The sequence below is a fragment of the Flavobacterium lacisediminis genome (assembly GCF_025909975.1).
In the GTDB taxonomy this organism is placed as follows: Bacteria; Bacteroidota; Bacteroidia; order Flavobacteriales; family Flavobacteriaceae; genus Flavobacterium; species Flavobacterium lacisediminis.
In genome coordinates this window covers 215894-239949 of record NZ_JAPCIO010000002.1, presented here as the reverse complement: position 1 = coordinate 239949, position 24056 = coordinate 215894, and the positions used below count along the sequence as shown (strand labels likewise).

Annotated in this window: 21 protein-coding genes; 9 read left to right on the top strand and 12 right to left on the bottom strand. The window is 31.2% G+C overall.

Features of this window, described 5'->3' with window-relative positions; all coding sequences use genetic code 11:
- Positions 1 to 10 precede the first annotated feature (10 nt).
- The 8 genes from OJ995_RS03685 to OJ995_RS03650 all read left to right on the top strand — a co-directional run bounded on the left by OJ995_RS03685 (position 11) and on the right by OJ995_RS03650 (position 9792).
- Positions 11 to 1270, top strand: a complete 1260-nt coding sequence (locus tag OJ995_RS03685) for a sigma-54 interaction domain-containing protein (RefSeq protein WP_264368202.1) — start codon at positions 11 to 13, stop codon at positions 1268 to 1270.
- The gene (locus tag OJ995_RS03680) at positions 1270 to 1773 is read left to right on the top strand and encodes an LptE family protein (RefSeq protein WP_264368201.1); all 504 of its coding nucleotides are present in this window, start codon (positions 1270 to 1272) and stop codon (positions 1771 to 1773) included. The genes OJ995_RS03685 and OJ995_RS03680 overlap by 1 nt, the downstream gene beginning before the upstream one ends.
- A 14-nt stretch (positions 1774 to 1787) precedes the next feature.
- Positions 1788 to 2585, top strand: a complete 798-nt coding sequence (locus OJ995_RS03675) for a tetratricopeptide repeat protein (protein ID WP_264368200.1) — start codon at positions 1788 to 1790, stop codon at positions 2583 to 2585.
- Positions 2585 to 2938, top strand: coding sequence for a preprotein translocase subunit SecG (gene secG, locus OJ995_RS03670; RefSeq protein WP_264368443.1), 354 nt, complete (start codon positions 2585 to 2587; stop codon positions 2936 to 2938). Before OJ995_RS03675 ends, secG begins: the two co-directional genes overlap by 1 nt.
- A 138-nt stretch (positions 2939 to 3076) precedes the next feature.
- A complete protein-coding gene (locus tag OJ995_RS03665) occupies positions 3077 to 3352 on the top strand; it encodes a co-chaperone GroES (protein WP_113987944.1) in 276 nt (91 codons plus the stop codon).
- A 38-nt stretch (positions 3353 to 3390) separates the two neighbouring features.
- Positions 3391 to 5016, top strand: a complete 1626-nt coding sequence (gene groL, locus OJ995_RS03660; protein ID WP_264368199.1) for a chaperonin GroEL — start codon at positions 3391 to 3393, stop codon at positions 5014 to 5016.
- Between the two features lie 172 nt (positions 5017 to 5188).
- Complete coding sequence (locus OJ995_RS03655) at positions 5189 to 7441, top strand: hypothetical protein (RefSeq protein ID WP_264368198.1); 2253 nt, start codon at positions 5189 to 5191, stop codon at positions 7439 to 7441.
- A gap of 14 nt (positions 7442 to 7455) precedes the next feature.
- A complete protein-coding gene (locus OJ995_RS03650; RefSeq protein WP_264368197.1) occupies positions 7456 to 9792 on the top strand; it encodes a hypothetical protein in 2337 nt (778 codons plus the stop codon).
- A gap of 41 nt (positions 9793 to 9833) precedes the next feature.
- Here the strand turns inward: OJ995_RS03650 and OJ995_RS03645 are convergent, their stop codons facing one another.
- The 12 genes from OJ995_RS03645 to xrtF form a co-directional block, all read right to left on the bottom strand.
- Positions 9834 to 10598 (bottom strand): DUF2490 domain-containing protein, encoded by a 765-nt coding sequence (locus OJ995_RS03645; protein ID WP_264368196.1) that lies wholly within the window; start codon positions 10596 to 10598, stop codon positions 9834 to 9836.
- A complete protein-coding gene (locus OJ995_RS03640) occupies positions 10598 to 12202 on the bottom strand; it encodes a SulP family inorganic anion transporter (RefSeq protein ID WP_264368195.1) in 1605 nt (534 codons plus the stop codon). The genes OJ995_RS03645 and OJ995_RS03640 overlap by 1 nt, the downstream gene beginning before the upstream one ends.
- Before the next feature lie 15 nt (positions 12203 to 12217).
- Entirely contained in the window at positions 12218 to 14086 is a 1869-nt protein-coding gene (locus tag OJ995_RS03635; protein WP_264368194.1) for a proton-conducting transporter transmembrane domain-containing protein, read from the bottom strand.
- 3 nt (positions 14087 to 14089) lie between these two features.
- Positions 14090 to 16585 (bottom strand): YbcC family protein, encoded by a 2496-nt coding sequence (locus OJ995_RS03630; protein WP_264368193.1) that lies wholly within the window; start codon positions 16583 to 16585, stop codon positions 14090 to 14092.
- A 73-nt stretch (positions 16586 to 16658) separates the two neighbouring features.
- Positions 16659 to 16994, bottom strand: a complete 336-nt coding sequence (locus tag OJ995_RS03625; RefSeq protein WP_264368192.1) for a hypothetical protein — start codon at positions 16992 to 16994, stop codon at positions 16659 to 16661.
- Between the two features lie 150 nt (positions 16995 to 17144).
- On the bottom strand, positions 17145 to 17489 hold the full coding sequence (locus OJ995_RS03620; protein WP_264368191.1) for a heavy-metal-associated domain-containing protein: 345 nt from the start codon (positions 17487 to 17489) through the stop codon (positions 17145 to 17147).
- 26 nt (positions 17490 to 17515) lie between these two features.
- Positions 17516 to 19801, bottom strand: a complete 2286-nt coding sequence (locus tag OJ995_RS03615; RefSeq protein WP_264368190.1) for a TonB-dependent receptor — start codon at positions 19799 to 19801, stop codon at positions 17516 to 17518.
- 55 nt (positions 19802 to 19856) lie between these two features.
- Positions 19857 to 20264, bottom strand: coding sequence for an HYC_CC_PP family protein (locus tag OJ995_RS03610; protein WP_264368189.1), 408 nt, complete (start codon positions 20262 to 20264; stop codon positions 19857 to 19859).
- A 46-nt stretch (positions 20265 to 20310) separates the two neighbouring features.
- Complete coding sequence (locus OJ995_RS03605) at positions 20311 to 21666, bottom strand: MBL fold metallo-hydrolase (RefSeq protein ID WP_264368188.1); 1356 nt, start codon at positions 21664 to 21666, stop codon at positions 20311 to 20313.
- 10 nt (positions 21667 to 21676) lie between these two features.
- Positions 21677 to 22501 carry an ATP cone domain-containing protein gene (locus OJ995_RS03600; RefSeq protein ID WP_264368187.1) on the bottom strand — a complete coding sequence of 275 codons (825 nt, stop codon included), beginning with the start codon at positions 22499 to 22501 and terminating at the stop codon, positions 21677 to 21679.
- Between the two features lie 34 nt (positions 22502 to 22535).
- On the bottom strand, positions 22536 to 22979 hold the full coding sequence (locus tag OJ995_RS03595; protein WP_264368186.1) for an exosortase F system-associated membrane protein: 444 nt from the start codon (positions 22977 to 22979) through the stop codon (positions 22536 to 22538).
- Positions 22960 to 23511, bottom strand: coding sequence for an exosortase family protein XrtF (xrtF, locus tag OJ995_RS03590; protein ID WP_264368185.1), 552 nt, complete (start codon positions 23509 to 23511; stop codon positions 22960 to 22962). The genes OJ995_RS03595 and xrtF overlap by 20 nt, the downstream gene beginning before the upstream one ends.
- Before the next feature lie 73 nt (positions 23512 to 23584).
- On the opposite strand from xrtF, the gene OJ995_RS03585 reads away from it, so the two are divergent.
- Positions 23585 to 24040, top strand: coding sequence for a GAF domain-containing protein (locus OJ995_RS03585; RefSeq protein WP_264368184.1), 456 nt, complete (start codon positions 23585 to 23587; stop codon positions 24038 to 24040).
- The last annotated feature ends 16 nt before the right edge of the window (positions 24041 to 24056 follow it).

Sequence of the window (24056 nt, the reverse complement as noted above, 5' to 3'; positions counted from 1 at the left end):
AAATTATAAAATGGAATCAGTACAAGCTATAAAACAACGATTTGAAATTATTGGGAACGACCCAAAACTCAATCGTGCCGTGGAGAAAGCCATTCAGGTTGCTCCAACGGATATTTCGGTATTGGTAACAGGTGAAAGTGGTGTTGGAAAAGAAAGTATTCCAAAAATTATTCACTCGCTTTCACACAGAAAACATGGAAAATACATTGCAGTAAACTGTGGTGCTATTCCAGAAGGAACAATTGATAGTGAACTTTTTGGTCACGAAAAAGGTTCGTTTACTGGAGCAACCAACACACGTGAAGGTTACTTTGAAGTAGCCGATGGCGGAACTATTTTCTTAGATGAAGTTGGTGAATTACCTTTAACCACTCAAGTGCGTTTATTACGTGTTTTAGAAAATGGCGAATTCATCAAAGTCGGTTCTTCGCAAGTTCAAAAAACGAATGTTCGTATTGTAGCTGCTACCAACGTAAACATGTTTGATGCGATTGAAAAAGGTAAATTTCGTGAAGATTTATTTTATCGTTTGAGCACTGTTGACATTATGTTGCCACCACTTCGCGAACGCAAAGACGACATTCATTTGTTGTTTAGAAAATTTGCAGCCGATTTTGCGCATAAATACAAAATGCCTCCTATTAAATTGGATGACGATGCGATTCAATTACTTATAAAATACAGATGGAGCGGAAATATTCGTCAGTTACGAAATGTAGCTGAGCAAATCTCTGTTTTAGAAACGAAGCGCGAGATTTCTTTGCAAACGCTTCACTCCTATTTACCACAGGAAAATGCAAATTTACCTTCGGTAATTGGAACTAAAAAATCGGAAAGTGATTTTAGTAACGAAAGAGAAATTTTATACAAAGTTCTTTTTGATATGAAAAGCGATTTGAACGATTTGAAAAAGCTTACGATGGAATTGATGCAAAACGGAAGTTCTAAAGTACAGGAAGCAAACAAAGGATTAATTCAAAAAATTTACGGTAAACCCGAAGAAAATACTATTTTTGAAGAAGAACCGAGAGTTGAAATGCTTCCGAATCAAAATAATCTGATGCAAGAAGAGTTTGAAGACGATGATGATGAGAATTATCTATTTGCTGAAACAGTTGACGAAGAAGAAACTTTGAGTTTAGAAGCGAAAGAAATTGAATTAATCAAAAAATCGTTAGAACGCAATAAAGGAAAAAGAAAAGCTGCGGCTGATGAATTAGGGATTTCGGAACGAACGCTTTACAGAAAAATCAAACAATACGATTTATAATGAGATATTTAATAATTGCTTTTTGCGTCACTATTTCACTACTTGTAAACAGTTGTGGAGTTTATAATTTTACAGGAGCAAAGCCCGTAGATGCTAAAACATTTCAGGTGAATTACTTTCAAAACAATGCACAGTTAATTGAGCCTGGAATTGAAAGAACTTTTACTTTAGAATTACAAGATATTATCCAAAATCAAACAAATCTAAATTTAGTTTCTCAAGGTGGCGAATTACTATACGAGGGAGAAATTGTAGATTACCGCATTACGCCAATGACTGCAACTGCAGATCAAAGAGCAGCACAAAACAGATTGACTATTTCTGTAAACGTAAGATTTACAAATAGAAATAAAGAAGACGATAATTTTGAAAAACGTTTTTCATTCTTCTATGATTTTGATGCCAATCAGCAATTAGTAGGTTCGCAATTATCAACGGCATTAGACGTAATTTTCGAGAGAATCACGCAAGATATTTTCAACGAATCATTAGCCAAATGGTAATTAATTTGTAAATTTTGAACATATCCGATTTAACATATCTTTTAAACAAGCCCGAAACTATAAATGAGAAGCAAACCATTGCTTTAGAGAATGTAGTTTTACAGTTTCCTTATTTTCAGGCGGCACGTGCTTTGCATTTAAAAGGTTTATATAATCAAGAAAGTTTCAGATACAATTACGAATTAAAAAAAACAGCGACTTACACTACTGACAGAACAATTTTATTTGAATTTATAACTTCGGTACACTTTTTAGCTATTCAGCAAGATAAAATTGATGAAATTCAAAAATCTATTATGGATATTGAAGTACATCATATGGAAGAAATAATTGTATTACCATCAATAGAAGCTATTTCTACAAAAGAAGAAATTGAAGTAATCGAACCAACCTCGGAAGAAAAATTAGAAATTGGAAAACCTCTTCCTTTTACTCCAACCGAGAGACATTCATTTCAAGAATGGTTACAATTGACTAAATTCAGTCCTATTGAGCGTGAAAAAGAAGAAAAAAACACTCAAAACGACCTTGAAAAACAAAAAAAATTAGACATAATCGATAAATTTATTGAAGCCAATCCAAAAATTGCTCCAGTAAAAGAAACAACCAAACCACCTGCAAATATTAGCAGAAGCATTGAAGAGCCTACACACTTAATGACTGAAACATTAGCCAAAGTGTATTTGGAACAAAAAAAATATACAAAAGCGATACAAGCTTATGAAATATTAATTTTGAAATATCCAGAAAAAAGTAGTTTCTTTGCAGACCGAATAAACGAAATCAAAAATTTACAACAAAATAATAATTAATTATGGGATTCACAGGTTTTTTAATTGCGATAACAATTGTTTGTTTTTTATTAATCTTAGCTATTATGGTTCAAAACCCTAAAGGTGGAGGTTTATCTTCTTCATTTGGTGGTTCTCAACAATTAGGTGGAGTTCAAAAAACAACAGACTTTTTAGATAAAAGTACTTGGACATTAGGAGGAATTTTAATTGCATTAATTTTACTTTCAAGTTTAAGTTTTAACGGAGCTGCATCTGGTTCTAAAGTATTAGGTGAAGATGAAACAGCTGTTCCTACTACAACAGTTCCTACAACTCCTCAGGCTGCTCCTGCTGCTACACCAGCACCAACAGCTACAGATTCTGCAAAATAAGAATTGACAAAATATACAAAATGCCAGCATGTCAGTGCTGGCATTTTTTTTACCGAAAAATTGTCAGAAAATCGCTTTGGCACAATTTCTGAAAAACAACAAACAACAAATTAATTTTAATAAACAAAACATATAATCATGTCATTAAACATTAAACCTATTTCAGATCGTGTAGTAATTGCTCCTTTGGCAGCAGAAACTACAACAGCTTCAGGAATTATAATTCCAGACACTGCAAAAGAAAAACCACAAAAAGGTACTGTAGTAGCCGTGGGAAATGGCAAAAAAGACTACACCATGACTGTAAAAGTTGGAGATACAGTTTTATATGGTAAATATTCAGGAACAGAATTCAAATATGAAGGTAAAGATTACCTGATTATGAGAGAAGAAGAAATTTACGCAATTCTTTAATCACAGATTAATCAACAACATTTAAACAAAAAAATAAAATGGCAAAAGATATAAAATTCGACATTGAAGCTCGCGACGGTTTAAAACGAGGAGTTGATGCATTAGCAAATGCAGTAAAAGTAACTTTAGGACCAAAAGGAAGAAATGTAATTATTTCAAAATCATTTGGTGGACCAACAGTAACTAAAGATGGTGTTTCTGTTGCAAAAGAAATCGAATTACAAGATCCATTGGAAAATATGGGGGCTCAAATGGTAAAAGAAGTAGCTTCTAAAACCAATGATTTAGCAGGAGACGGAACAACAACTGCAACCGTTCTAGCACAAGCTATCGTTAAAGAAGGCTTGAAAAACGTTGCTGCTGGAGCAAATCCGATGGATTTAAAAAGAGGAATTGACAAAGCAGTTGAAACTATAGTAGCAGAATTAAGCAAACAATCAGTAGCTGTTGGTGATTCATCAGAAAAAATTAAACAAGTAGCTTCTATTTCGGCTAACAATGATGAAACTATTGGTGATTTAATCGCAGTAGCGTTTTCAAAAGTTGGAAAAGAAGGCGTTATTACTGTTGAAGAAGCAAAAGGAACAGATACTTATGTAGATGTTGTAGAAGGAATGCAATTTGATAGAGGTTATTTATCTCCTTATTTTGTGACAGATGCTGATAAAATGGTTGCTGAATTAAGTAATCCATACGTTTTATTATACGATAAGAAAATATCAAATTTACAAGAATTGTTACCGGTTTTAGAACCAGTAGCGCAATCTGGAAGACCATTATTAATTATTGCTGAAGATGTTGACGGACAAGCATTAGCAACTTTAGTAGTTAACAAATTACGTGGTGGATTGAAAATTGCGGCGGTTAAAGCACCAGGTTTTGGAGACAGAAGAAAAGCAATGTTAGAAGATATTGCCATCTTAACTGGTGGAACTGTAATTGCTGAAGAAAGCGGATATTCATTAGAAAACGCTACACTTGATATGCTAGGTACTGCAGAAAACATTACTATAGACAAAGATAATACTACAATTGTAAATGGTTCTGGAGATGCTGAAAATATCAAAGCAAGAGTAAATCAAATTAAATCTCAAATTGAAACTACAACTTCTGATTACGATAGAGAGAAACTACAAGAGCGTTTGGCTAAATTAGCTGGTGGTGTTGCTGTTTTATATGTTGGTGCGGCTTCTGAAGTAGAAATGAAAGAGAAAAAAGACCGTGTTGACGATGCTTTACACGCAACTCGTGCAGCTGTTGAAGAAGGAATTGTTGCTGGTGGTGGTGTTGCTTTAGTAAGAGCAAAAGCTGCATTAGCAAACTTAAAAGCTGAAAACGCAGACGAAGCAACCGGAATTCAAATCATCAATAAAGCAGTTGAATCTCCGTTGAGAACTATTGTTGAAAATGCTGGTGGCGAAGGTTCTGTAGTAATTGCAAAAGTAACAGAAGGTAAAGACGATTTCGGATTCAATGCAAAAACAGGAGAATATGTTCAAATGTTAGCTGCTGGAATTATTGATCCTAAAAAAGTAACACGTGTGGCTTTAGAAAACGCTGCTTCTGTAGCTGGAATGATTTTAACTACCGAATGTGCTTTAATCGATATCAAAGAAGAATCATCAAGCATGCCAATGGGTGGAGGAATGCCTGGCATGATGTAATATTTTTCTTAAAAATATGTAAAACCGCTTGATTATTTCAAGCGGTTTTTTTTTATTTACAAAAACTTTAATTATGCGATTATATTCATTCTTGCTTATTTTATTATGTCTCAATGTGTTTTCTCAAAACAACAAAGAAAAAATTGATCAGGCTATTTTAAAATATTATGAAATGGACAGAGAAAATGTTCATTTACATTTTAATAAAAGCACCTACTTGTCTAATGAAACCATTTGGTTTAAAGGATATATAATTGAAAAAAAAGAATCAAAATTAAACTTTCAAACCACGAATGTTTTTGTTCGACTTTTAGATAGTAATAAAACAGAAATTTCAAATCAATTATTTTTCGCCTCTAATGGTACAATCATTGGGCAAATTAAAATAAGTGAGAATTTACCATCTGGAGATTATTTTGTTCATACTTATACCAATTACATGAATAATTTTCATGAAGATGAATCAACTGTCCAAAAAATAAGAATTATCAATACTCAAGATAAAATTACAAACAATACAATTAGTGATAATACTTTAACAATTAAGCTATCTTTTGAGGGTGGAAAATTGCTTTATCAAAGCGATAATAACATAGGTGTGTCTATTAAAAACTGCTTAGGAAAAGGTCAAAAAATAAGCAATATTGAAGTTAAAAACAGTAAAGACATCGTAGTTAACAGCTTTTCAACAAATCAAGAAGGTTTTGGAAAATTTGAATTGAAAAATACTGAAAACGATATCTACAGACTATTCATATCAAATAACGGTGAAACTATAATTAAAGAACTTCCAAAACCTATTATTGAAGGCATAAATCTTCATGTAAACAATTTTGCAATTGAGGGAAAAGTGTCTATTAAAATCAACTCAAACGAAATTACTTATAATAAATTTAAAGGTAAAAATTATACAATTTTAATACAAAAAAACGACTATGCACATTTTGTAGATTTTAACTTAGACAAAATAAATAAAGAATTATTTGTAGAAAAAAGCAGCTTATTTGATGGCGTTAATGTGGTTAGATTACTTGACAATGAACTCAATTCAATATCTGAAAGAATTGTGTACAATCAACCCCAAAACTACACTAAATTAAATCTAGTATCTTCCACTAAGATTAAGGATAGCATCAAAGTAAAAGCATCTATTCTTGGAAAAATAGGTAATTTTAGCATTACAGTACTTCCAAAAAACACGAAATCCAACTTTAACAATAATACCATTTACAACAATCTCGCATTTAAAAATTACATTGATTGTAATGATTTTGATTATGCTTATTACTTCAGTAATTTCAACAAACGTAAAGCATTTGAGTTAGACTTGTTGTTGTTACATACAACCGAGTCTAAATATAATTGGTCGCATATTTTAAATCAAGCACCAAAACCTACTTATACTTTTGATATGGGATTAACAGTCTCTGGAAAAATAAATCAGATTGTTACTAACAAAGAAAACACCAAATTAAGATTGTTCTCTATTAATGGATTAGAAGAATATACAGCAATAAAAGAAGACAATAGTTTTGAGTTTCAGAATATCATGGCAATCGATTCTTCAACCCTGTATTTTTCTCTCATTAAAAAAGATGACAAACTAGAAAGTTTAGGTATTTATTCAAAAATTGAAAACACAAATAGAAGATTTATAAAAAATCTAAATATATTTTCACCAATATGTCAAGAAGTAATTTACACTAAAAACACCTACGACACTAATTATGAATTTCCAAAAATTGAAGGTGTTCTTGAATTAAATGATGTTTCAGTAATAGAAGTTAAGAAGATCAAACTTGAAAGACAAGGAGAATACGGAAATTCAATGGCTAAAGGATATAAAATCAGTGATTCTGATGCTGGAACTTTTAGAGATGTACTATCTTTCATTGGTTCTCATGGGTATGATGTTGTTACACAAGGAGGTCAAGTAACAATTAGAAATCGAGTTTCAACTTCATTCTTGGGAAGTAGAACTCCAGTAGTTTTTTTAGACAACGTACAACTATTTGATTTTACTTTTTTATTAAACATGACTTTAAATGATATAGATGAAATTTATATTAACAAAAGAGGATATGGTATGGGAAGTGATGGTTCTAATGGTTCAATTAGAATTTATACAAAAAAAATTACTGCTATTAAATCAAAACCTAACCAAATTAAATCAAAGCCTGTAGTGGTTAAAAATGGTTTTCAACCTTTCATTGAATTTGAAAAGCCAAAATATGCACTTTATCAAGGTGACGCTTTTGAAAATTACGGAACAATAAACTGGATACCAAATATTTACACGGATGAAAATGGTGAATTTGAATTTTCTACTCCATTTTTTGGACAAAAAGAGTTAACTTTAAACATTCAAGGAATCGACAATAAAGGCCAATTATATAACGAAACCTTAACTATTGAAGTTAAATAGCTAAAACAAAAGATATGCGTAAATTATTATCCCTGCTATGTTTTACCTCTGTACTTACCTTTTCTCAAACTATAAATAAAGAGAAAATCGCACAATCGTTAGACAATTATTACCAGTTTGAGAGAGAAAATATTCATTTACATTTAAATAAATTTTCTTTTTTATCAGGAGAAACAATTTGGTTTAAAGGCTATATTTTTGACAAAAAAACAAATACACCAAATACCGGAACTACAAACGTTTATATTTCTCTCTATAATTCTGAAAAAAAAGAAATATCAAATGATTTATTTTTTGCTTCAAATGGAACTTTAGAAGGACAATTACAAACCTCTAAAAATTTAGAATCTGGCATATATTACTTACATATATATACCAACTTCATGAATAATTTTATTGAAGATGAGTCTACTTATCAAGAAATTGAAATACTGAATACTAATCAAATTAACACTCAAAAAACATACAACAAAACCGACTACTCAATTACTGTAGGCTATGAAGGGGGAAATTTAATCTCTGATTGTGATAATAATGTGGTAATACAAATAAAAGATTGTCAAGAGAAAGGCATTAAATTAGATAACATTAGAGTTTTAGATGAAAAACAAAATAGTATCACCACCTTTTCTACTAATGATTTAGGTTACGGAAAATTTATTTTACCAAAAGTTAAAAACGAAAATTATTCCATAGTAAGTAGTAATAATTCAATAAATTTTGTTGAAAAATTACAAAAACCCAGTTTAGATGGTTTCAATTTAATTCTTGATAATATTACCGGTGATGCTTACACATTAGAAATTAGAACCAATCCCAATATTTTAAAAAAATACGATAACGAAGAATTATTTCTACTAATTCAAAAAGATAGAGCTACGCGATTTATTACATTTAAGATTCAAAAAAATGTTATAATGAAATTTACTTTAGATAAGAAAAACTTCTTTGAAGGTGTAAACACGCTACGATTAATTGATAAAAATTTAAATCAGATTTCTGAAAGAATCATTTATAAAAAAGAAAATTCAGCTGATGCGATTACTTCAATCAATTATGTTAAGTTAAAAGATAGTATAAAAATTACGGGGAATATCATTAACCCCAATTCAATCTTAAGTATCAGCGCTTTACCTAAAAGCAAAACACAAAATAGTTATCAAAATTCAATAATTAAGACCTTGTCTTTTGATAATTATTTAAGCAAAAAAATTGATGCTGAATTATTGACTGCTAAAACTTCTGTTTCAGATTTTGATTTATATTTAATTTCAAATACTTCAAAATACAATTGGCAGTCAATACTAAATCAAAGCCCAACAAATAAATACGAATTTGAAACTGGTATTGATTTATCAATAAAATTAAATAACACAAATACATCAAAAGCAACTAATCAACTTAAGATTTTTACTACCAATGGAATTAGTGAAACTACAAACTTAAGTTCAGAAGGAGATTTTGTTTACAAAAACATTTTAGCTCTTGATTCATTAGCAATCCATTATAAATTTCCAGAAAAGCCTGACTTAGCCAATAAAATAAGCATTTCTCACACATTGAAAAAAAACAGCTCAAAATTTATTAAACTAAATCCAATCATTTTTTCAAAATGTGCCATTACTTATTCAGAAACAAAAAACGAAATTAATTTCAATAACTCTGAAATAAAAACTACTGAATTGAACGACGTAGAAGTTGTACAAAATATCAAACAAAAGCTTCAATACACAAATTACCCCACTACCAGAGGTGCTAAGCCATATAAAGTAACTGAAGTAGTTTCTGATACCTACAAAGATGTACTCTCTTTTATTGCATCTCATGAATATGATGTTCAGGTAGAAAATGGAAGAACTGTAATATTGACTAGGAACAAAAGATCTTTTTTAGGCAATAGATATCCGCTAGTTTTTTTAGATAACACAAGAGTTGATAATATAAATGATTTAGTTAATCTAAGATTGATAAATGTTGAAGAAATCTACATTAATAATAAGGGAGCTGGTATGGGAAATGAAGGAATGAACGGAGTAATTAGCATTTTTACTAAAAAATCAGGTACTGTTACACTACAACCTGAAGCAAAAAAGAGCAATTTCTTTTACATTACAAATGGATTTAAAAATGTTATACCCTTTTCTGATACAATCGAATTAGTTAAACAATCTCCTTCTGTTTTTAAAGAATTTGGAACAATCGATTTTTCTAGAACACTTGAGACAAAACCTGATGGGTCATTTGAATATATGATTCCTTTAAATAATCAAAAAGAAATTATTTTAAACATTCAAGGAATGGATAGTAAAGGACAATTATACTATCAAAATATAGAACTTGAAATAAAATAAAATATAAAACCCCGATTAAAATTTCTAATCGGGGTTTTGTTTTATTTTCTCCAATCGAAATTGGTAACATAAGTTAATCTTACTGTGGGATTACTCTCTTGAAATGTGTTCGTGTAATTCCAAATATTTTGATGAATGTAACTCATTTGAATCTGATGGTTTTTATCGAAATTATATCCAACTCCACCTATTAATCGATTCTGATTTAAAAAGGTTTTTCCTGCATTGGAGCCAATATTTATAAAAACCTCATCACCAAACAACGCAAATAATTTAGTTGCATCTTCCTTTTTTATCAATGGATAATTAAACAACAGCATATATCGTAATCGATTTCGATAATCGTAATGATCAATCTTTAAATCGCCATTAGATTGCATTACTGGAACTCCAACATATCGAAATTCATCTCTTAATCGGTGTGTGATTTTTAATTGTCCACTATTTTGAACAAAAGTTCCTTGAATCCAAAAATGATTTTCGGGAATACTAATTTTATTCATCGCCTGATTTCCGTAGGAATAGGTATTGTAATGACTAAATCCAACACTTCCCATAAACTTTTTAGTAAATTGATAATCTACCGATGGGCGAATAAAATATTGCTGCTTTTCAGAAACTCCGTTGGCGTAGCGCATTGTGGCTTCAAATGAAAAAGAAAATTTTTCAGTAATCATATTCTTTCCAAAATAATGCAACCAAATATCATTATTACTTTCTTTTACTTGAGCATAACTAATATTCACAGTAAGAAAGCTCGCTATTCCAAAAAAGAATAGCAAGCTCATTTTTATATATTTTATCATTATTCTGTAATTAAATTTTTTCTTGAAGACAATGGATGAGCTGAAAGCGATTTGTGATTTTCAAGTCCTTTAATTTTAACTGTACCCCCATTAGCTTCATAATCATGCTTAAAGTGCTCTAAATTTTCCATAACAGAATGGTCTACTAATTTTGTTTTCTTTAAATCGATTGTTACATCAAAACCATAAGGAATAGCTTCCAATTTACTTTTTACTCCTAAGTAGTTTGTAAAAACAGCAGCTTTACTAATTTCAACTAAATATTTATTTCCTTCAAAAGAAACTAATGTTGGCGCTTTAAATAAAGAAGAAATTGGAGTTCCATTTACTAAATGGATTATGATTTTTAAAACCATACCCGCTGCAATACCAATAAGTAAATCTTCAAACAAAGTAAAGAAAATTGTTACTAAAAAGATTGCCAATTGTTCTTTACCAATTTGAAATGTATGAATGAATTCTTTTGGATGTGCTAGTTTAATACCTACCGTAATTAACATCGCCGCTAAAGCTGCATTAGGAATAAGCTCTAATATTGGAGTAGCTAATAATACAAAAATCAAAATAAAGAATCCGTGGAAGAAATTAGCCCATCTGGTTTTTGCGCCATTATTAACATTTGAAGAAGAACGTGCTACTTCAGAAATCATTGGCAATCCACCCAAGAAAGCGGCAATAGTATTTCCTATACCAACAGCAATTAAATCTTTGTTCATATTTGATTTTCTCTTGAAAGGATCCAATAAATCAATTGCCTTTACTGTTAATAACGATTCTAATGTTCCTACTAAAGCAAACATAATTACATATTTAATAAACAATCCTGTTTGAGAAAAACCATCAAAACTTGCATTAAAATTCAAATTATCAATAAAATTTCCAATTTTAACCAAAGCATAAGCAGGTTCTGTTTCTTTGAAATTCATAAATAATTCACATGGAATAGCAAATAACAACACTACTAGTGGAGCCGGAATCATTTTAATCGTTTTGTTTTTGATATAAGGCCATCCCAACATAATTGCTAAGCTCACAATACCAATAATAGACGCTTTTGGATCTAAATTAGCAATAAAATTTGGAATATTAGCTAATAATTCTAATGGCCCTTTTCCTTTTGCTAACACAGGATTATCATTCAATAAAACAGGAATTTGTTTTGCAATAATGATAATTCCAATCGCTGCCAACATTCCGTGAATAGCTGAAAGCGGGAAGAAATCGGCTAATTTGCCTAGTTTTAAAACTCCGAATAGAATTTGAATTATCCCTGCAACAACCATTGCTCCAAGAGCTAATTTCCAGCCTATTTCATTATCTCCTTTGCCAAATTCGGCAACAGCTCCAGCTACAATTACAATTAACCCTGCGGCAGGTCCTTTAATAGTTAAACGAGAACCCATGAAAAAAGAAACTACAATTCCACCAATAATAGCGGTAATTAACCCCATAATTGGAGGGAAATCAGATGCTTTTGCAATTCCTAAACTTAAAGGCAATGCTAATAAAAACACGATAAAACCTGAAATGGCATCGGTTTTAAAATTTTCTTTTAAACCTGCTAAACCATCAGCAGGAATGTATTTTTTTATATTTGCGTTCATATATTTTCGAATAAATTAAGATGATTTGTAAGGCAACTCATGATACGTTTTAACATGAGGACCTAAGAAAAGACGAGCATAAATTCGGATTCCAGCAATACCTGAAACTACAAAACTTGATGCTACAAAAAAGGCTAAAATAAGTTGATTGCTATCAATATGACTAAAAATCAAATCTTCACCAATAAAAGTGGTTGTAATTGGAAATCCAGTAATTCCTAAAGTAGCTAACAAGAAAAAGAAAGCAAACTTAGGATGCTCGTAAACATGACCTAAATATTGGCTAATTAGTATTTTTCTCTCTAACTTACGAAGCTGTAATAATGCCACATAACCTATGATTCCTGCTACAATAATTCCTGCAAGATAAAAAGCAATTTCGCTTACACTCACTTTATCATTAAACACAATGGCTAGTGCTATCCAAAAATGATTCATTACGATTAAAATCCATGCTAAGAAAGGACTTCTTCTTTCTGAAAAAGATTTAAAAACAAATACCAATCCGATGAAAGCAAACAATTCTGGAAGAATATTGGTAATTTGATATGGCATATGCAACTTGAATTTATAAGTAATGAATCCCATTAAATAGATTGGAATGAATAAGAAATAAATCCTCTTAATATTCAAGAAATCTAGCGATTTACCTATTATTTTCAAAGGTTTCCACAATACCATATTTAAGAATCCTTCCAAATTGAATTCTTTCAAAGCTAAAATGTAAAGCGTGTATTCTAATTTCTTTGGATAAGAATCTTCAATTGCTTTTTCTCTTGGTTTGAAATTGTAAAATTGGTCACGAATCAAATAACTCACTACAGATGGAGAAACTAATAATTGATATGTTCTCAAGAAAGCATTTCCAGCGAAGTGAATTAATGCTAGGGTTTCGAAACCTAAAGCAATTTCAATAAATATAATACCAATTTGAGAAATAGAACTATACGCCACCTGACTCTTAACTGAAGATTGTACTCTTGCCATAACCGATGCAGCTAAACTCGTTGTTAGTCCCATTAATCCAATAGCAATTCGCATAGTGGTTTGATGTTCCCAAAATGGAAACGTTCGTAACATTAAGAAAACACCTAAATGCACTGATAATGAACCGTAGAAAATAGCACTTGAAGGTGTTGGTCCTTCCATAGCTCTTGGTAACCAAGAAGAAAATGGAATCTGAGCCGATTTTGCAGCTGCAGCACAAGCCAAACAAAGCGCAATAAATATTCCGATAATGGAATGATTTTGCAGATGCTCGTTGACCAATTCGTAATTATTCAATTTCATGAAGGTAATATTTTCATGAAATAAATGGTGACTTGCCCACATAGCCAATAACAATCCGACATCCCCGATTCTGTAAATTGAAAATACTTTGAAAGCATTTTTAACGGGTAAATAACGTTCTCTATAAAAAGCAATTAAAAGGAAAGAGGAAATTCCAATGATTTCCCAACCAATGAATAAGGTTTCGAAATTTCCTGATAAAATAGCTAAGTTATATCCGAAAAAGAAAAACAAAACCGTATTAAAAAAACGTTTGTATCCTTTTTCTCTATGTAAATAATAGCGACTATATGTAGTTATCATCGAAGTTAATAAAGCTCCTATGAATAAATAAACGGCTGAAATTTGATCAAAATAGAAATCGATAAAAAACTCGTAATGAGCTGTTTTTAAAACCGATAATTCTACTAAATTTAAATCTTTAGCACCATCAATTATCCAAAAAATGATAAAAACTACTAATCCTATCAATTGTAAAAAAACTGTTCCAAAAGCTGTCCATGAGATGGCTTTTTCTTTAGATTCAGGCAAAAACAAACTAATGATAAAGCCTAAAAACGGCAACAGTATAAAATATTGCAATAACTCGTTCATGACTTAAAATGTATTAGTAATTATTCCTACCGGAAGATTCTCTTTTGTGGTTTCAACCAACTGCAATTCATCTTTAATGAAATTAACTGCTTGAATTGGAGCATATGTAACAAACTTTTCATCTTCAAATACAAAAAGTTCTTTTGTTTCTGGATGAACGGCCACCAATTTTACCCAATCATTTTTAAACCATTCATAAGTAGCCGGATTTTTTGTAATCGCATACATCACTTTCTCTGGGAAATGTTCTGCAATAACTAATAATCGAACTGGGTCATGCACTTCAATCATTTGACTTGGTAAACCTGGACGTAAATCACCATCGATTCCATTCGCAACTCCGATTAATCCCATTACGTTATGAGGTAATTTAGAGCCAGCTCCTAATTTTTGATTATCAACTCTTGAGAAATAGTATTCCAAATTAATTCCGCCACCTACTGGAGCAACTGCTCCTAAAATGATGGCTAAATAATCTCCAGAAGGATCAACTTCACAGTCATATGAATTCAAGAACGAACGTCTATCTAAAAACAATTGTTTAGATAAATTTCTCCTTCCAACAATACACATGGCATTAGTAGCATGGTTCAACTCTGGACGTGGTTCAAATAATGAAAGTGAGCGACGTTTTACTTTTTCGTGTACTTTTTCTAAAGTATCTGAAGTATCAATCGTATCAAAACGTCTTGAACGCTCTTTTGCATTGTTATCTAAGGCTTTTGTAAATGTGATTACATTTTGTTGGTGTAAAGCTTTATTTTCATCAGACAAATTATCTTCATCATAAAAAGCAATTTCATCACGAGTCGTATCATGTAAAGCTGGTAAAAATTGTGTTGAAGTTGGAATATCAATTCCTCGTTGTCTCAAAATAGCTCTAACTTCTGGATGATTCGCTGCAAACGAAGCTACTTTTGCGTTTACCGAACTTGGTCTACCACAACAAGCACCACAATCATAACCTGCATAATGCGTGTTGTTGATACTTGTTGCTCCGTGGCCAACTACATAAACTATAGGAGAAAAGTTAGACACTAACCCAATACTTTTTAGCAGACCTTCTACTCTATTGACCATTTCTTCTACCGAAAAACCAATTTGTAAATCATTTTCTCTTTGATTGGCATCTTTGTTTTCGATAACCAATTTCGATTTCTTATGTAAATGTTTAAAAGAAGCTGTTGTAGCTGGTGACATCGAAGGTTTAAAAATATTTAAAAACAATTTTAAAGCTGATGAAAACCCTAATGTTTGACTAATTATCCAACCAAAAAACAAAGAATGTGTTTGTTTGTGATAATGTAAATCTTTAGCTTGTTTTTTCTTTCTATGCTCTTCTTTAATTAAGAATTTAGGAGTAACAGGTGCTGGACACAATTTTGTATAAAATTTTCCATTTACCGGTTGATAGAAAAACTCGAAGTTAAAGAAAGCCGCAGTTCCGAAAGTCGAAACATTTTTATCAATGTGTTCGATATGTCTTCTGAATGAACATTCTCTGTCATCCATACAAAACATCCCTTGAAAGCTTGGTATATTTTCTTGTTTAACTTCTTTTACATTTTGAACATTGGATAAAACTGCATCATAGAAATTCCATTCAAATGCTTGTTGCCAAAGCGACAATACATCGAAAAGTTCGTTATAGGCTACTTTTTCAAATAATAAAAACACTTCGTTTTCAATTTTAAAACCAAGTGGAGCCCAAATATCATGAAACTTTGCATCTAAAGTATCAATCTCTAAAAGCAATTCGAATTTTATTAATTCTTCTAGCGTAATTTGCTTGGTATCTAATAAAGAACTTGGATTATTTTCAATAGTAGCTATCATTCCGCTCCATCCAGGATGTCCGAATTGCTGATCAAACAAATACTGTTCAAACAATTCTTCTTTCCCTACAATTAACTCTAATAATTGCGTAATAGAAGCATCATCTTGCAATAATTTTTTAGCTCTAGTTGACGTAAAAATTCCTTTAAACGTGTTTTTTTCTAACTCTTTTATAGAAGCTAAAAAACCTTTGTCGTGAACAGGAAAATTCCAAATAGCAACACCTTGATCTAAGTAGCTACATAACACACGAAACAACAAACTGTGTGTTGATTTTTCAAGATTTATAGCATAGTATTTTTTCCAATTAGAACGCAAACTTCCTATTCTTGGAGAAACCGATTCATCATAATTGATTTTTAATAATTTTTCTTTCCAAGTTTGAAGATTTTCAGCTCCTTTTGCTTTTGCAATAACGGCATCTAAAACTGCTTCATTGATTTCCTTATTGGCAAATCGTTGTCTGAAATCGGTTATTGACAAATACGTTTTGTATCCAAAAATAGTAGAAGCTTCTAATAGTGCATCGTGAAATTTTTTACTTTGAAAAGCATGCAAAGTATTGTGGTGCACAAAGTCTTTCAACGGATTTTGTGCTGGTAAATAATGGGTTAAGTTATGAAGAACTTCGTGTTCGTCAAAACCAACGGTATGTGTTTTCATTGATTAATGAAATAAATTAATACACAGTGAACATTCACAATCAAACAAATGACGTGAAATATATATATGTGTATTAAGAAAGATGAAACTTCCAATTACAATATAAATCGTAAAGTGGAATTGTTTCTTTTGAAGAAGATAATGAAGTTACACATGAATTTGTGTTCTCTTTTAACGAAGATTGTAAAAAGTTAAAAGATTTAGTTGAATTGGAAAACCAATCCAACTCAACTTCAAATTCAGGTTGGGATTCAATAATTATAAATTCTCCTTCTTCAACCTCAACAGTTTGAAAATGAGAAAAATCAGAAGTAGTATATTTTTGCTGAAATTCAAATTGAGATTTTGGCGCTACTTCATTTGAGGCGGTAAATGAAACACCAATAGCCCACATAAAAAATGTGAGCATAAAAAAAGTAAGTAATTTTATTAATCTTTTCAAATTGATTTCACTTCTACCTAAAAGCAATACAAATGTATGTTATATTTTGATTCAACGATTTAAATTACAATAAAAATTAACAAAAAATCCGATTAGAGATTCTAATCGGATTTTTTACTATTTCATTCTTTCATACAAACAACAACCATGAAGTTTATCATAAACAGCATCCTCCGCTTTTATAGAACCTGTATCATGTCCTACGGCAGCAATTGCTTTTGCAACATCATCAGCTGAACATTTAGTTTCATCAATTACCAAATGAATATCTTGACAATCTACATGCCATTCTGCATTTTTAACGCCTTTTACAGAATAAGCTGCTTTTTCGATACGTTTTTCACACATACCGCAATTTCCAGCAACCTTAATTACAACTTTTTTGTTTTTACTTTTCTTCTCTTGCGCTACCATAGTTAGTGAAAAAAGGCAGGCTAATACTAATAAAACTATTCTTTTCATTTTTATATTGTTTAATGGTTATAAGCTTACTCTCCTATTGGATTTAGCTCTTCTATTTTATGATTCTCTTTTTTATCTTTAATTTTAAATCGCAATCCAGCATAGTACATGGCACCAAAAGTTGGGGCATATATCATACTACTATCAAAATAAGTACCAAAAGGGTTTTCATTTTGAACAATTCCGTTCATTTGTTTGTAATTTGTCATATTCTCTCCTCCAATATACACTTCAAAAGTACTTGAAAACGTTCTCGTAATTTGAGCATTTAATGTTCCGAAAGCCGGCGCATATCCATCCAAACGATATTGTACTGGATTTGATTGCGTATAAGGTAAGCGTTGTTCGCCTAACCAATTATACGTTACATCAAACTTCCATTGTTGCCCTTTGTCTTTGATATGTGTTTCGTAGGCTAAATTTCCAAAAACTCTGTGTTTTGCTTGCAAAGGTCTTTCTAATTGTCCTCTTGTGAATTGCGTTTGCACATCGTAATATTTATAAGCCGTTTTAAAAGTTAAATGCGTCATCAAGTCAATTGAAAATTCTGCTTGAAATGAATTGGCAAAACTGTTTCCTTCTAAATTATAAAACAAGACTTCTTGTGGTGAATGATCCACATCAACAACTGCTTGATTTTGGAAATCTGTTCTGTAGTAATCTAAAATCACCTCAGCATCTTTTCCAGCTAATTTGAATTTTTGAATGAAACTCAAACCATAGTTCCAAGCAATTTCAGGGTTTAATCCGTATAATTTCCCATCAGTATTCAAGATTGAAAAACTTCTGTTGGATGCAAACAATTGTTGGTTTTCAGCAAAAATATTAGCTGCACGTTTTCCTCTTCCAGCTGAAGCTCTAATTACAGCTTCTTTCCAAGGATTGTAACGGATATGTAATCTTGGCGTGATAAAAGTTCCTAAACGATTATGATTATCTACACGTGCTCCGGCTACTAAACTGAAATTATCGGTATTGTCATAGGTATATTCAAAAAAAGCACCAACCGAATTATCGATTCTTGAAAAATCGCGATTGAAATTCACATTTACAAATTCATTATAGTCATCGTAAGTAAAATTTAAACCCGTTGTGAATTTATTTTTGGTATTATTGATAATCGAATTGAATAGTAAATTCGAGTAAAAACTCTTCTGCTGTATATCATACTGACTCAAACCAAAATACGAATCTTGTTTGTGCGATTGAAACGAATTTTGAAATCCAAAACTTTGATATGGCATATCTGGAAAAACATAACCTGTTTTGTTTGAAATTTCAATTTTTTCAGTATTGATTTCACTTCCCCAAGCGTTTGTAGTTAATCTGTCTGTATCTGGATTGAAACTCATTTCTCCAGCTTGTTTTTCATCGTTCATGTAGCGAACATTTAAAAAACTTACGATTCCATTTTCAGCATCGTTATATTGCCAGCGATTTAAAATATTGACTTGTTTTCCAATTGGACCATCTAAAAATCCGTCATCGTTCATATCATTTTTTCCTACACGTGTATTTCCGTGTAAAAACAAAGTCGAACTCAATTTATCAGAAAATTTATTATTGAAATGCGTATTGATTTCATAACGTTCATCTTGCGAAGCATACGCATTTAAGAAAAACGGAATATCATTTGAAGGTTTCAAAACTTCATAATTAATTTGGCCAGAAATACTTTCATAACCATTAATTACACTTCCAGCTCCTTTAGTAATTTGAATACTTTCTACCCAAGTTCCTGGCACAAAAGACAATCCGTAAGCTTGTGAAGCGCCACGAACCGAAGGAATATTTTCTTCCGCAATTAAGATATATGGACTGGTTAAACCTAACATCTTAATTTGACGATTTCCTGTTACAGCATCCGAAAAATTAACATCGATTGAAGGATTAGTACTAAAACTCTCCGATAGATTACAACAAGCCGCTTTAAGCAACTCTTTTTGCCCCATTACTTGGACATTTTGAACTTTGTATAAGGAATGTTCGGTTCCTTTTTTGGTTTTGGTAATCGTTACTTCTTTTAAAGTATTCACTTCTTTTAAAACCACAGAGATTGTGCTTGAAGTAATCTCTATTTTTTTAGTTTCAAATCCAATGTAGCTCACCACTAAAAAAGTAGTCTCGGGAGATTTTTTTATAGAGAAATTCCCATTTCCATCTGTTGTGGTTCCAATTGCAGTATTGAACCAAAACACATTAGCCCCTAATAAAGGTTGATTATTTTCGTCTGTTACTATTCCTTTTATGGTTTCTTGCGAATAAATAAATTGAGAAACAAAGAATAGCAAAAACGCTATATTTTTAAACATAATAAGTTTATTTATTGTTATTAATTCTTTGATTTACAGAATAAAAAACAATAAATTATGCGTAAAAAACTAATTGACAATAGAGTTTGTAGAGTGGCGGCGCATGAGAATCGCAGTAAAAAGCCACTTCATTTGATGTTGTAACAACTGAATTAAATACCACTAAGTTTGGTTTCCAATCAGTACTAAAAACCGCTTGTTCTAAATCAAGTTGCAAAGTTTTAACCAATATATCATCAGTCTTCTTTTCAACTTTGATTAATTTGTTTGAACAACAAGAATCGTGAGAATCTTCTTTTGCACAACATGATTTTACATCTTCAACACAAGGTTCGTCTTCTTGATATTGAAAAGAAACCGATGCAATTTCATCTTTACAATAATGCACAGCAAAACTCAACCCTAAATTGGCAAGCAATACTAAGGAAGCTAATACAATACTTATGTGTTTTCTGAAATTCATCGGAGCAAAAGTAGGAAATTGAATTTTAATTTGCGTTAATTTTAATCTAAATTTCAATGACTTGCCCTAAAAAAGGAACTTGAGCTTCAAAACCATATTGTTCTTGCACCTTTAATCGCAATTCATCTGCAGCTTCATTTTCGCCATGAACTAAGAATACTTTTTTTGGTTTTGTTTCCAATTCAGATAACCAATTTAGCAAATCTTTTTGGTCGCCATGTGCGGATAAACTTTCTATTAAAAGAATATTTGCTGAAACAGGATAATATTTTCCGTAAATTTTGATTTCTTGTGCGCCTTCTAGTAATTTTCGTCCGCGAGTTCCTTCTGCTTGATAACCTACTAGTGTTACGGTTGTTTCTGGTTTATCTATTAAATGTTCTAAATAAGATAAAACCCTTCCGCCGGTAATCATACCGCTTGCTGCGATGACTACTTTTGGTTGCTTATCGTAAACAGCATTCATGCTGTCTTTGTAATCAGAAATTAGTGTAAAAACTTTGCACATTTCGTCGCAATCTTCAAAAGAAAGTTTGTGCCAAGTTCTATTGTCTTTAAAAACATCTAAAACGCTAATTCCCATTGGCGTATCTATAATATAAGGCATATTAGGAATACGCTCTTCTTTTTTCAATTGCCAAATCAAATACATCATGGTTTGTACTCTTTCTACAGCAAAACTTGGAATTACAACCGTTCCGCCTTTGTTGAATGTATTATTTATGATGGTTTCCAATTCAAGCAAAGCATTAGTTTGTGGATGAAGGCGATTTCCGTACGTACTTTCTAAAAAAACATAATCGGCTTTTTTGGGTTTTTGAGGTGGGAACATCAGCACATCATCATCTTGACCAATATCTCCAGAGAAAACCAAAACTTTTCCATCGATGGTTAATTCAATTGAACAAGCGCCTAAAATATGACTTGCATAAAAGAATTTGAAAGAAACGTCATCATCGAGTTTTACATCAAAATCTTTATCTACTACTCGAAACTTCGGAATTACAGCATCTACTTCGGCTTCAGTATACAAAGGTTCGGCTGGGTCGTGTTTTGAGAAATGTTCTTCATTGGCTTTTTTAGCTTCTTCTTCCTGAATTTTCGCACTATCGTATAAAATCAATCGCGAAATTTCTTTTGTTGGTCTTGTACAGAAAATTTTTCCTTTGAAACCTTCATTAACTAGTTTTGGCAACCAACCACAATGATCTAAATGTCCGTGAGTAAGAATTACAAAATCAATCGTTTCAGGTAAAATGGAAAGTGGCTCTCGATTTAATTCGCGTAACGATTTTATTCCTTGAAACATGCCACAATCAATCAAAATTCGAAGATTATTGTGTTCGATTAACGTTTTTGAACCTGTTACTGTTCCTGCTCCGCCTAAAAAATGAATTTTCATGATTTTTGGTTTAATTTGTTAATTGATTCGCTTCTTTTAAAACATTTATAGTTCGATTATGACTTAACTCGATGGTTTTCAAATAATCGGGATGTTGAATTAAATCTTTAATGGTAATACAATCTAAAATCAACAATTGGTCTTTTTCTGCTTTAGTTAAAGTTGTTAAACAAGTTACAGGATAAACTCGAAAACGATCAACCAAATCTTTGATTCCGTTTTTTTGAGGATAATCCCAACTCAACATACTCAAACCCGAACATTCTCCAAACTGAATTGCATCTGTGGTAAACTTGTTGTTGGTTACAATGATACATTTTGAAATACTTCGCTTCGCCGAAAACAAATCGTACTTTTTATCTTTCAAATCATTAAATCGAGAGAGGATATACATTGGAACTTTTACATCACTTTTTGCATCTTGACCTGAATGAAATTTGCATTCAATCATGGAAACTATATCGTTTTTGAGAAGTAAAACATCAATTTCATGAGAAATACATTTCCCATTTAGTGTAATGCTAATTTTAGTTTGAAAACCTTGCTCTTTCATAACTTTAGCAATAAATTTCTCAAAGAAAAATCCAGCAGGACCAAGACCTAACAAGGCGGTTCTTAAATTATAACGTGCCGCATGTACATTAGAAATATTTTTTAATAGCTGATAAGCACGCTTATAAATTCTTTTCGAGGAAATGCCTTCATACATTTCGCTTTCAATTTCCTTAACAATGGTTTCTGCCATAGCTTGGTCAGCTCCTGATTTTCGGAGTGAATTAATTAGTTTCTGTTCATCGTAATGAACTAATTCACCTGAGTATTTTGTAACTTTCATAATCAAAAAGATTATTACATAAAGATACAAAAAATTAGCGAGTTAACTGCTGATAATAAAAAGCCGGAATAAAAAGTACTAAAAATAAAGGCTGAATTAAAAAACGTCTGATGTAGAACAAAATCAAATAATCAGGTTGGTCAGAAAAATGAAGTAATCCGAAAAACAAACACATTAATACTAGAAAGAAAATACTATACAAAATCATAGAAAATCGAACCAATTGTATTTGCTTGAACAATAAGTAAATGATAGCTAAAGATAGGATAGAATTTAAAACATAGCGAAAAAGCAATCCGAAAAACAATGAGAAACCATCAAAATCAGGCAAAACTTTATTTTGATAGTCCAATTTAAAAAAAGACAAAAAAGGGTCGTAAAATAATTGACTTTCAAACGCACGAATAAGTACTAAGCCTAAAAGAGCCAAAAAAAGCAAAACAATTCTGAACTTATGCTTATTTATTTTTTTTAACATAGCCCGAATATTTAGTTACCCATAAAATCCACAAAACAAAAACTACTCCATAAATAAAAAGCGGAAACAAAGTACCATGAAGAACTTCTTCATAATTTGGAAAATAATATAGTGAGAACGATAAAACCGCAATTCTAATTATATTCAAAACATGAATTATAACAATTCCTGAAATGATATATAACGCTGTCTTTTTCCACTGAGCAGAAAAAGCAAAAACAAACGAGGCAAACAAAATCATTACACTTATTGCATTACACCCTTCTATAATTCGAGCTACGTACTTAGCGTGATAAATCATTTTTATTGAAGGTTCATTCTCATTTTTTACTGTTTCAATATTGTTATCAAAGCACAACATCAATTGCTTAGTCTGAAAAGCAACTGTTTTGGTTATACCGTCTATTTCATTTTTATTCAAATCAAATTGGTTCAAATACATCTTGTACAAGAAAATAAAAATGACATAGAACAAAATAAACTTTAGTAGAAAAGTAAAAAAATGGCTGTACTGATTAAAAATATTTTTCAAAACGTCTATTTTTAACAAAAATATAGATTTTTTAATAGCTAGGAATAAATACTTTTGTAAAAAAAATACAACTATGACTTTTGAAGAATTAAAACCAATTGTTTCAAGCATTATTGAAAAAGAAAATGCTACTCGCGAAGAGAAGCTGAAAGAAATTTGCCAACTATTAAGTGATAACGTTAGTTATTATGATTGGGTGGGCTTTTATTTTGCAAATCACGAAGCTAAAACACTTCATTTAGGACCTTATGTTGGAGCTGAAACCGACCATACTGTTATTCCATTTGGAAAAGGAATCTGCGGACAAGTTGCGGAATCAAATGCAAATTTTGTGGTTCCTGATGTTCAAGCACAAGATAATTATATTGCTTGTAGTTTTACTGTAAAATCAGAAATTGTGGTTCCTTTATTCGTTAACGGAGTTAATATTGGACAAATTGACATTGATTCACATGTTTTAGACCCTTTTACAGCAGCAGATGAACGCTTTTTAGAATTTGTTAATGAAGAAGTCGCAAAATTATTTTAAGTTATAAATAAAATTT

Excerpts from the sequence above, each read along its gene's own strand:
- OJ995_RS03685 (WP_264368202.1), top strand. The coding sequence starts at position 11 with ATGGAATCAGTACAAGCTATAAAACAACGATTTGAAATTATTGGGAAC.
- OJ995_RS03680 (WP_264368201.1), top strand. The coding sequence starts at position 1,270 with ATGAGATATTTAATAATTGCTTTTTGCGTCACTATTTCACTACTTGTA.
- OJ995_RS03665 (WP_113987944.1), top strand. The coding sequence starts at position 3,077 with ATGTCATTAAACATTAAACCTATTTCAGATCGTGTAGTAATTGCTCCT.
- groL (WP_264368199.1), top strand. The coding sequence starts at position 3,391 with ATGGCAAAAGATATAAAATTCGACATTGAAGCTCGCGACGGTTTAAAA.
- OJ995_RS03655 (WP_264368198.1), top strand. The coding sequence starts at position 5,189 with ATGGACAGAGAAAATGTTCATTTACATTTTAATAAAAGCACCTACTTG.
- OJ995_RS03650 (WP_264368197.1), top strand. The coding sequence starts at position 7,456 with ATGCGTAAATTATTATCCCTGCTATGTTTTACCTCTGTACTTACCTTT.
- OJ995_RS03645 (WP_264368196.1), bottom strand. The coding sequence starts at position 10,598 with ATGATAAAATATATAAAAATGAGCTTGCTATTCTTTTTTGGAATAGCG.
- OJ995_RS03640 (WP_264368195.1), bottom strand. The coding sequence starts at position 12,202 with ATGAACGCAAATATAAAAAAATACATTCCTGCTGATGGTTTAGCAGGT.
- OJ995_RS03635 (WP_264368194.1), bottom strand. The coding sequence starts at position 14,086 with ATGAACGAGTTATTGCAATATTTTATACTGTTGCCGTTTTTAGGCTTT.
- OJ995_RS03630 (WP_264368193.1), bottom strand. The coding sequence starts at position 16,585 with ATGAAAACACATACCGTTGGTTTTGACGAACACGAAGTTCTTCATAAC.
- OJ995_RS03625 (WP_264368192.1), bottom strand. The coding sequence starts at position 16,994 with ATGCTCACATTTTTTATGTGGGCTATTGGTGTTTCATTTACCGCCTCA.
- OJ995_RS03620 (WP_264368191.1), bottom strand. The coding sequence starts at position 17,489 with ATGAAAAGAATAGTTTTATTAGTATTAGCCTGCCTTTTTTCACTAACT.
- OJ995_RS03615 (WP_264368190.1), bottom strand. The coding sequence starts at position 19,801 with ATGTTTAAAAATATAGCGTTTTTGCTATTCTTTGTTTCTCAATTTATT.
- OJ995_RS03610 (WP_264368189.1), bottom strand. The coding sequence starts at position 20,264 with ATGAATTTCAGAAAACACATAAGTATTGTATTAGCTTCCTTAGTATTG.
- OJ995_RS03605 (WP_264368188.1), bottom strand. The coding sequence starts at position 21,666 with ATGAAAATTCATTTTTTAGGCGGAGCAGGAACAGTAACAGGTTCAAAA.
- OJ995_RS03600 (WP_264368187.1), bottom strand. The coding sequence starts at position 22,501 with ATGAAAGTTACAAAATACTCAGGTGAATTAGTTCATTACGATGAACAG.
- OJ995_RS03595 (WP_264368186.1), bottom strand. The coding sequence starts at position 22,979 with ATGTTAAAAAAAATAAATAAGCATAAGTTCAGAATTGTTTTGCTTTTT.
- OJ995_RS03585 (WP_264368184.1), top strand. The coding sequence starts at position 23,585 with ATGACTTTTGAAGAATTAAAACCAATTGTTTCAAGCATTATTGAAAAA.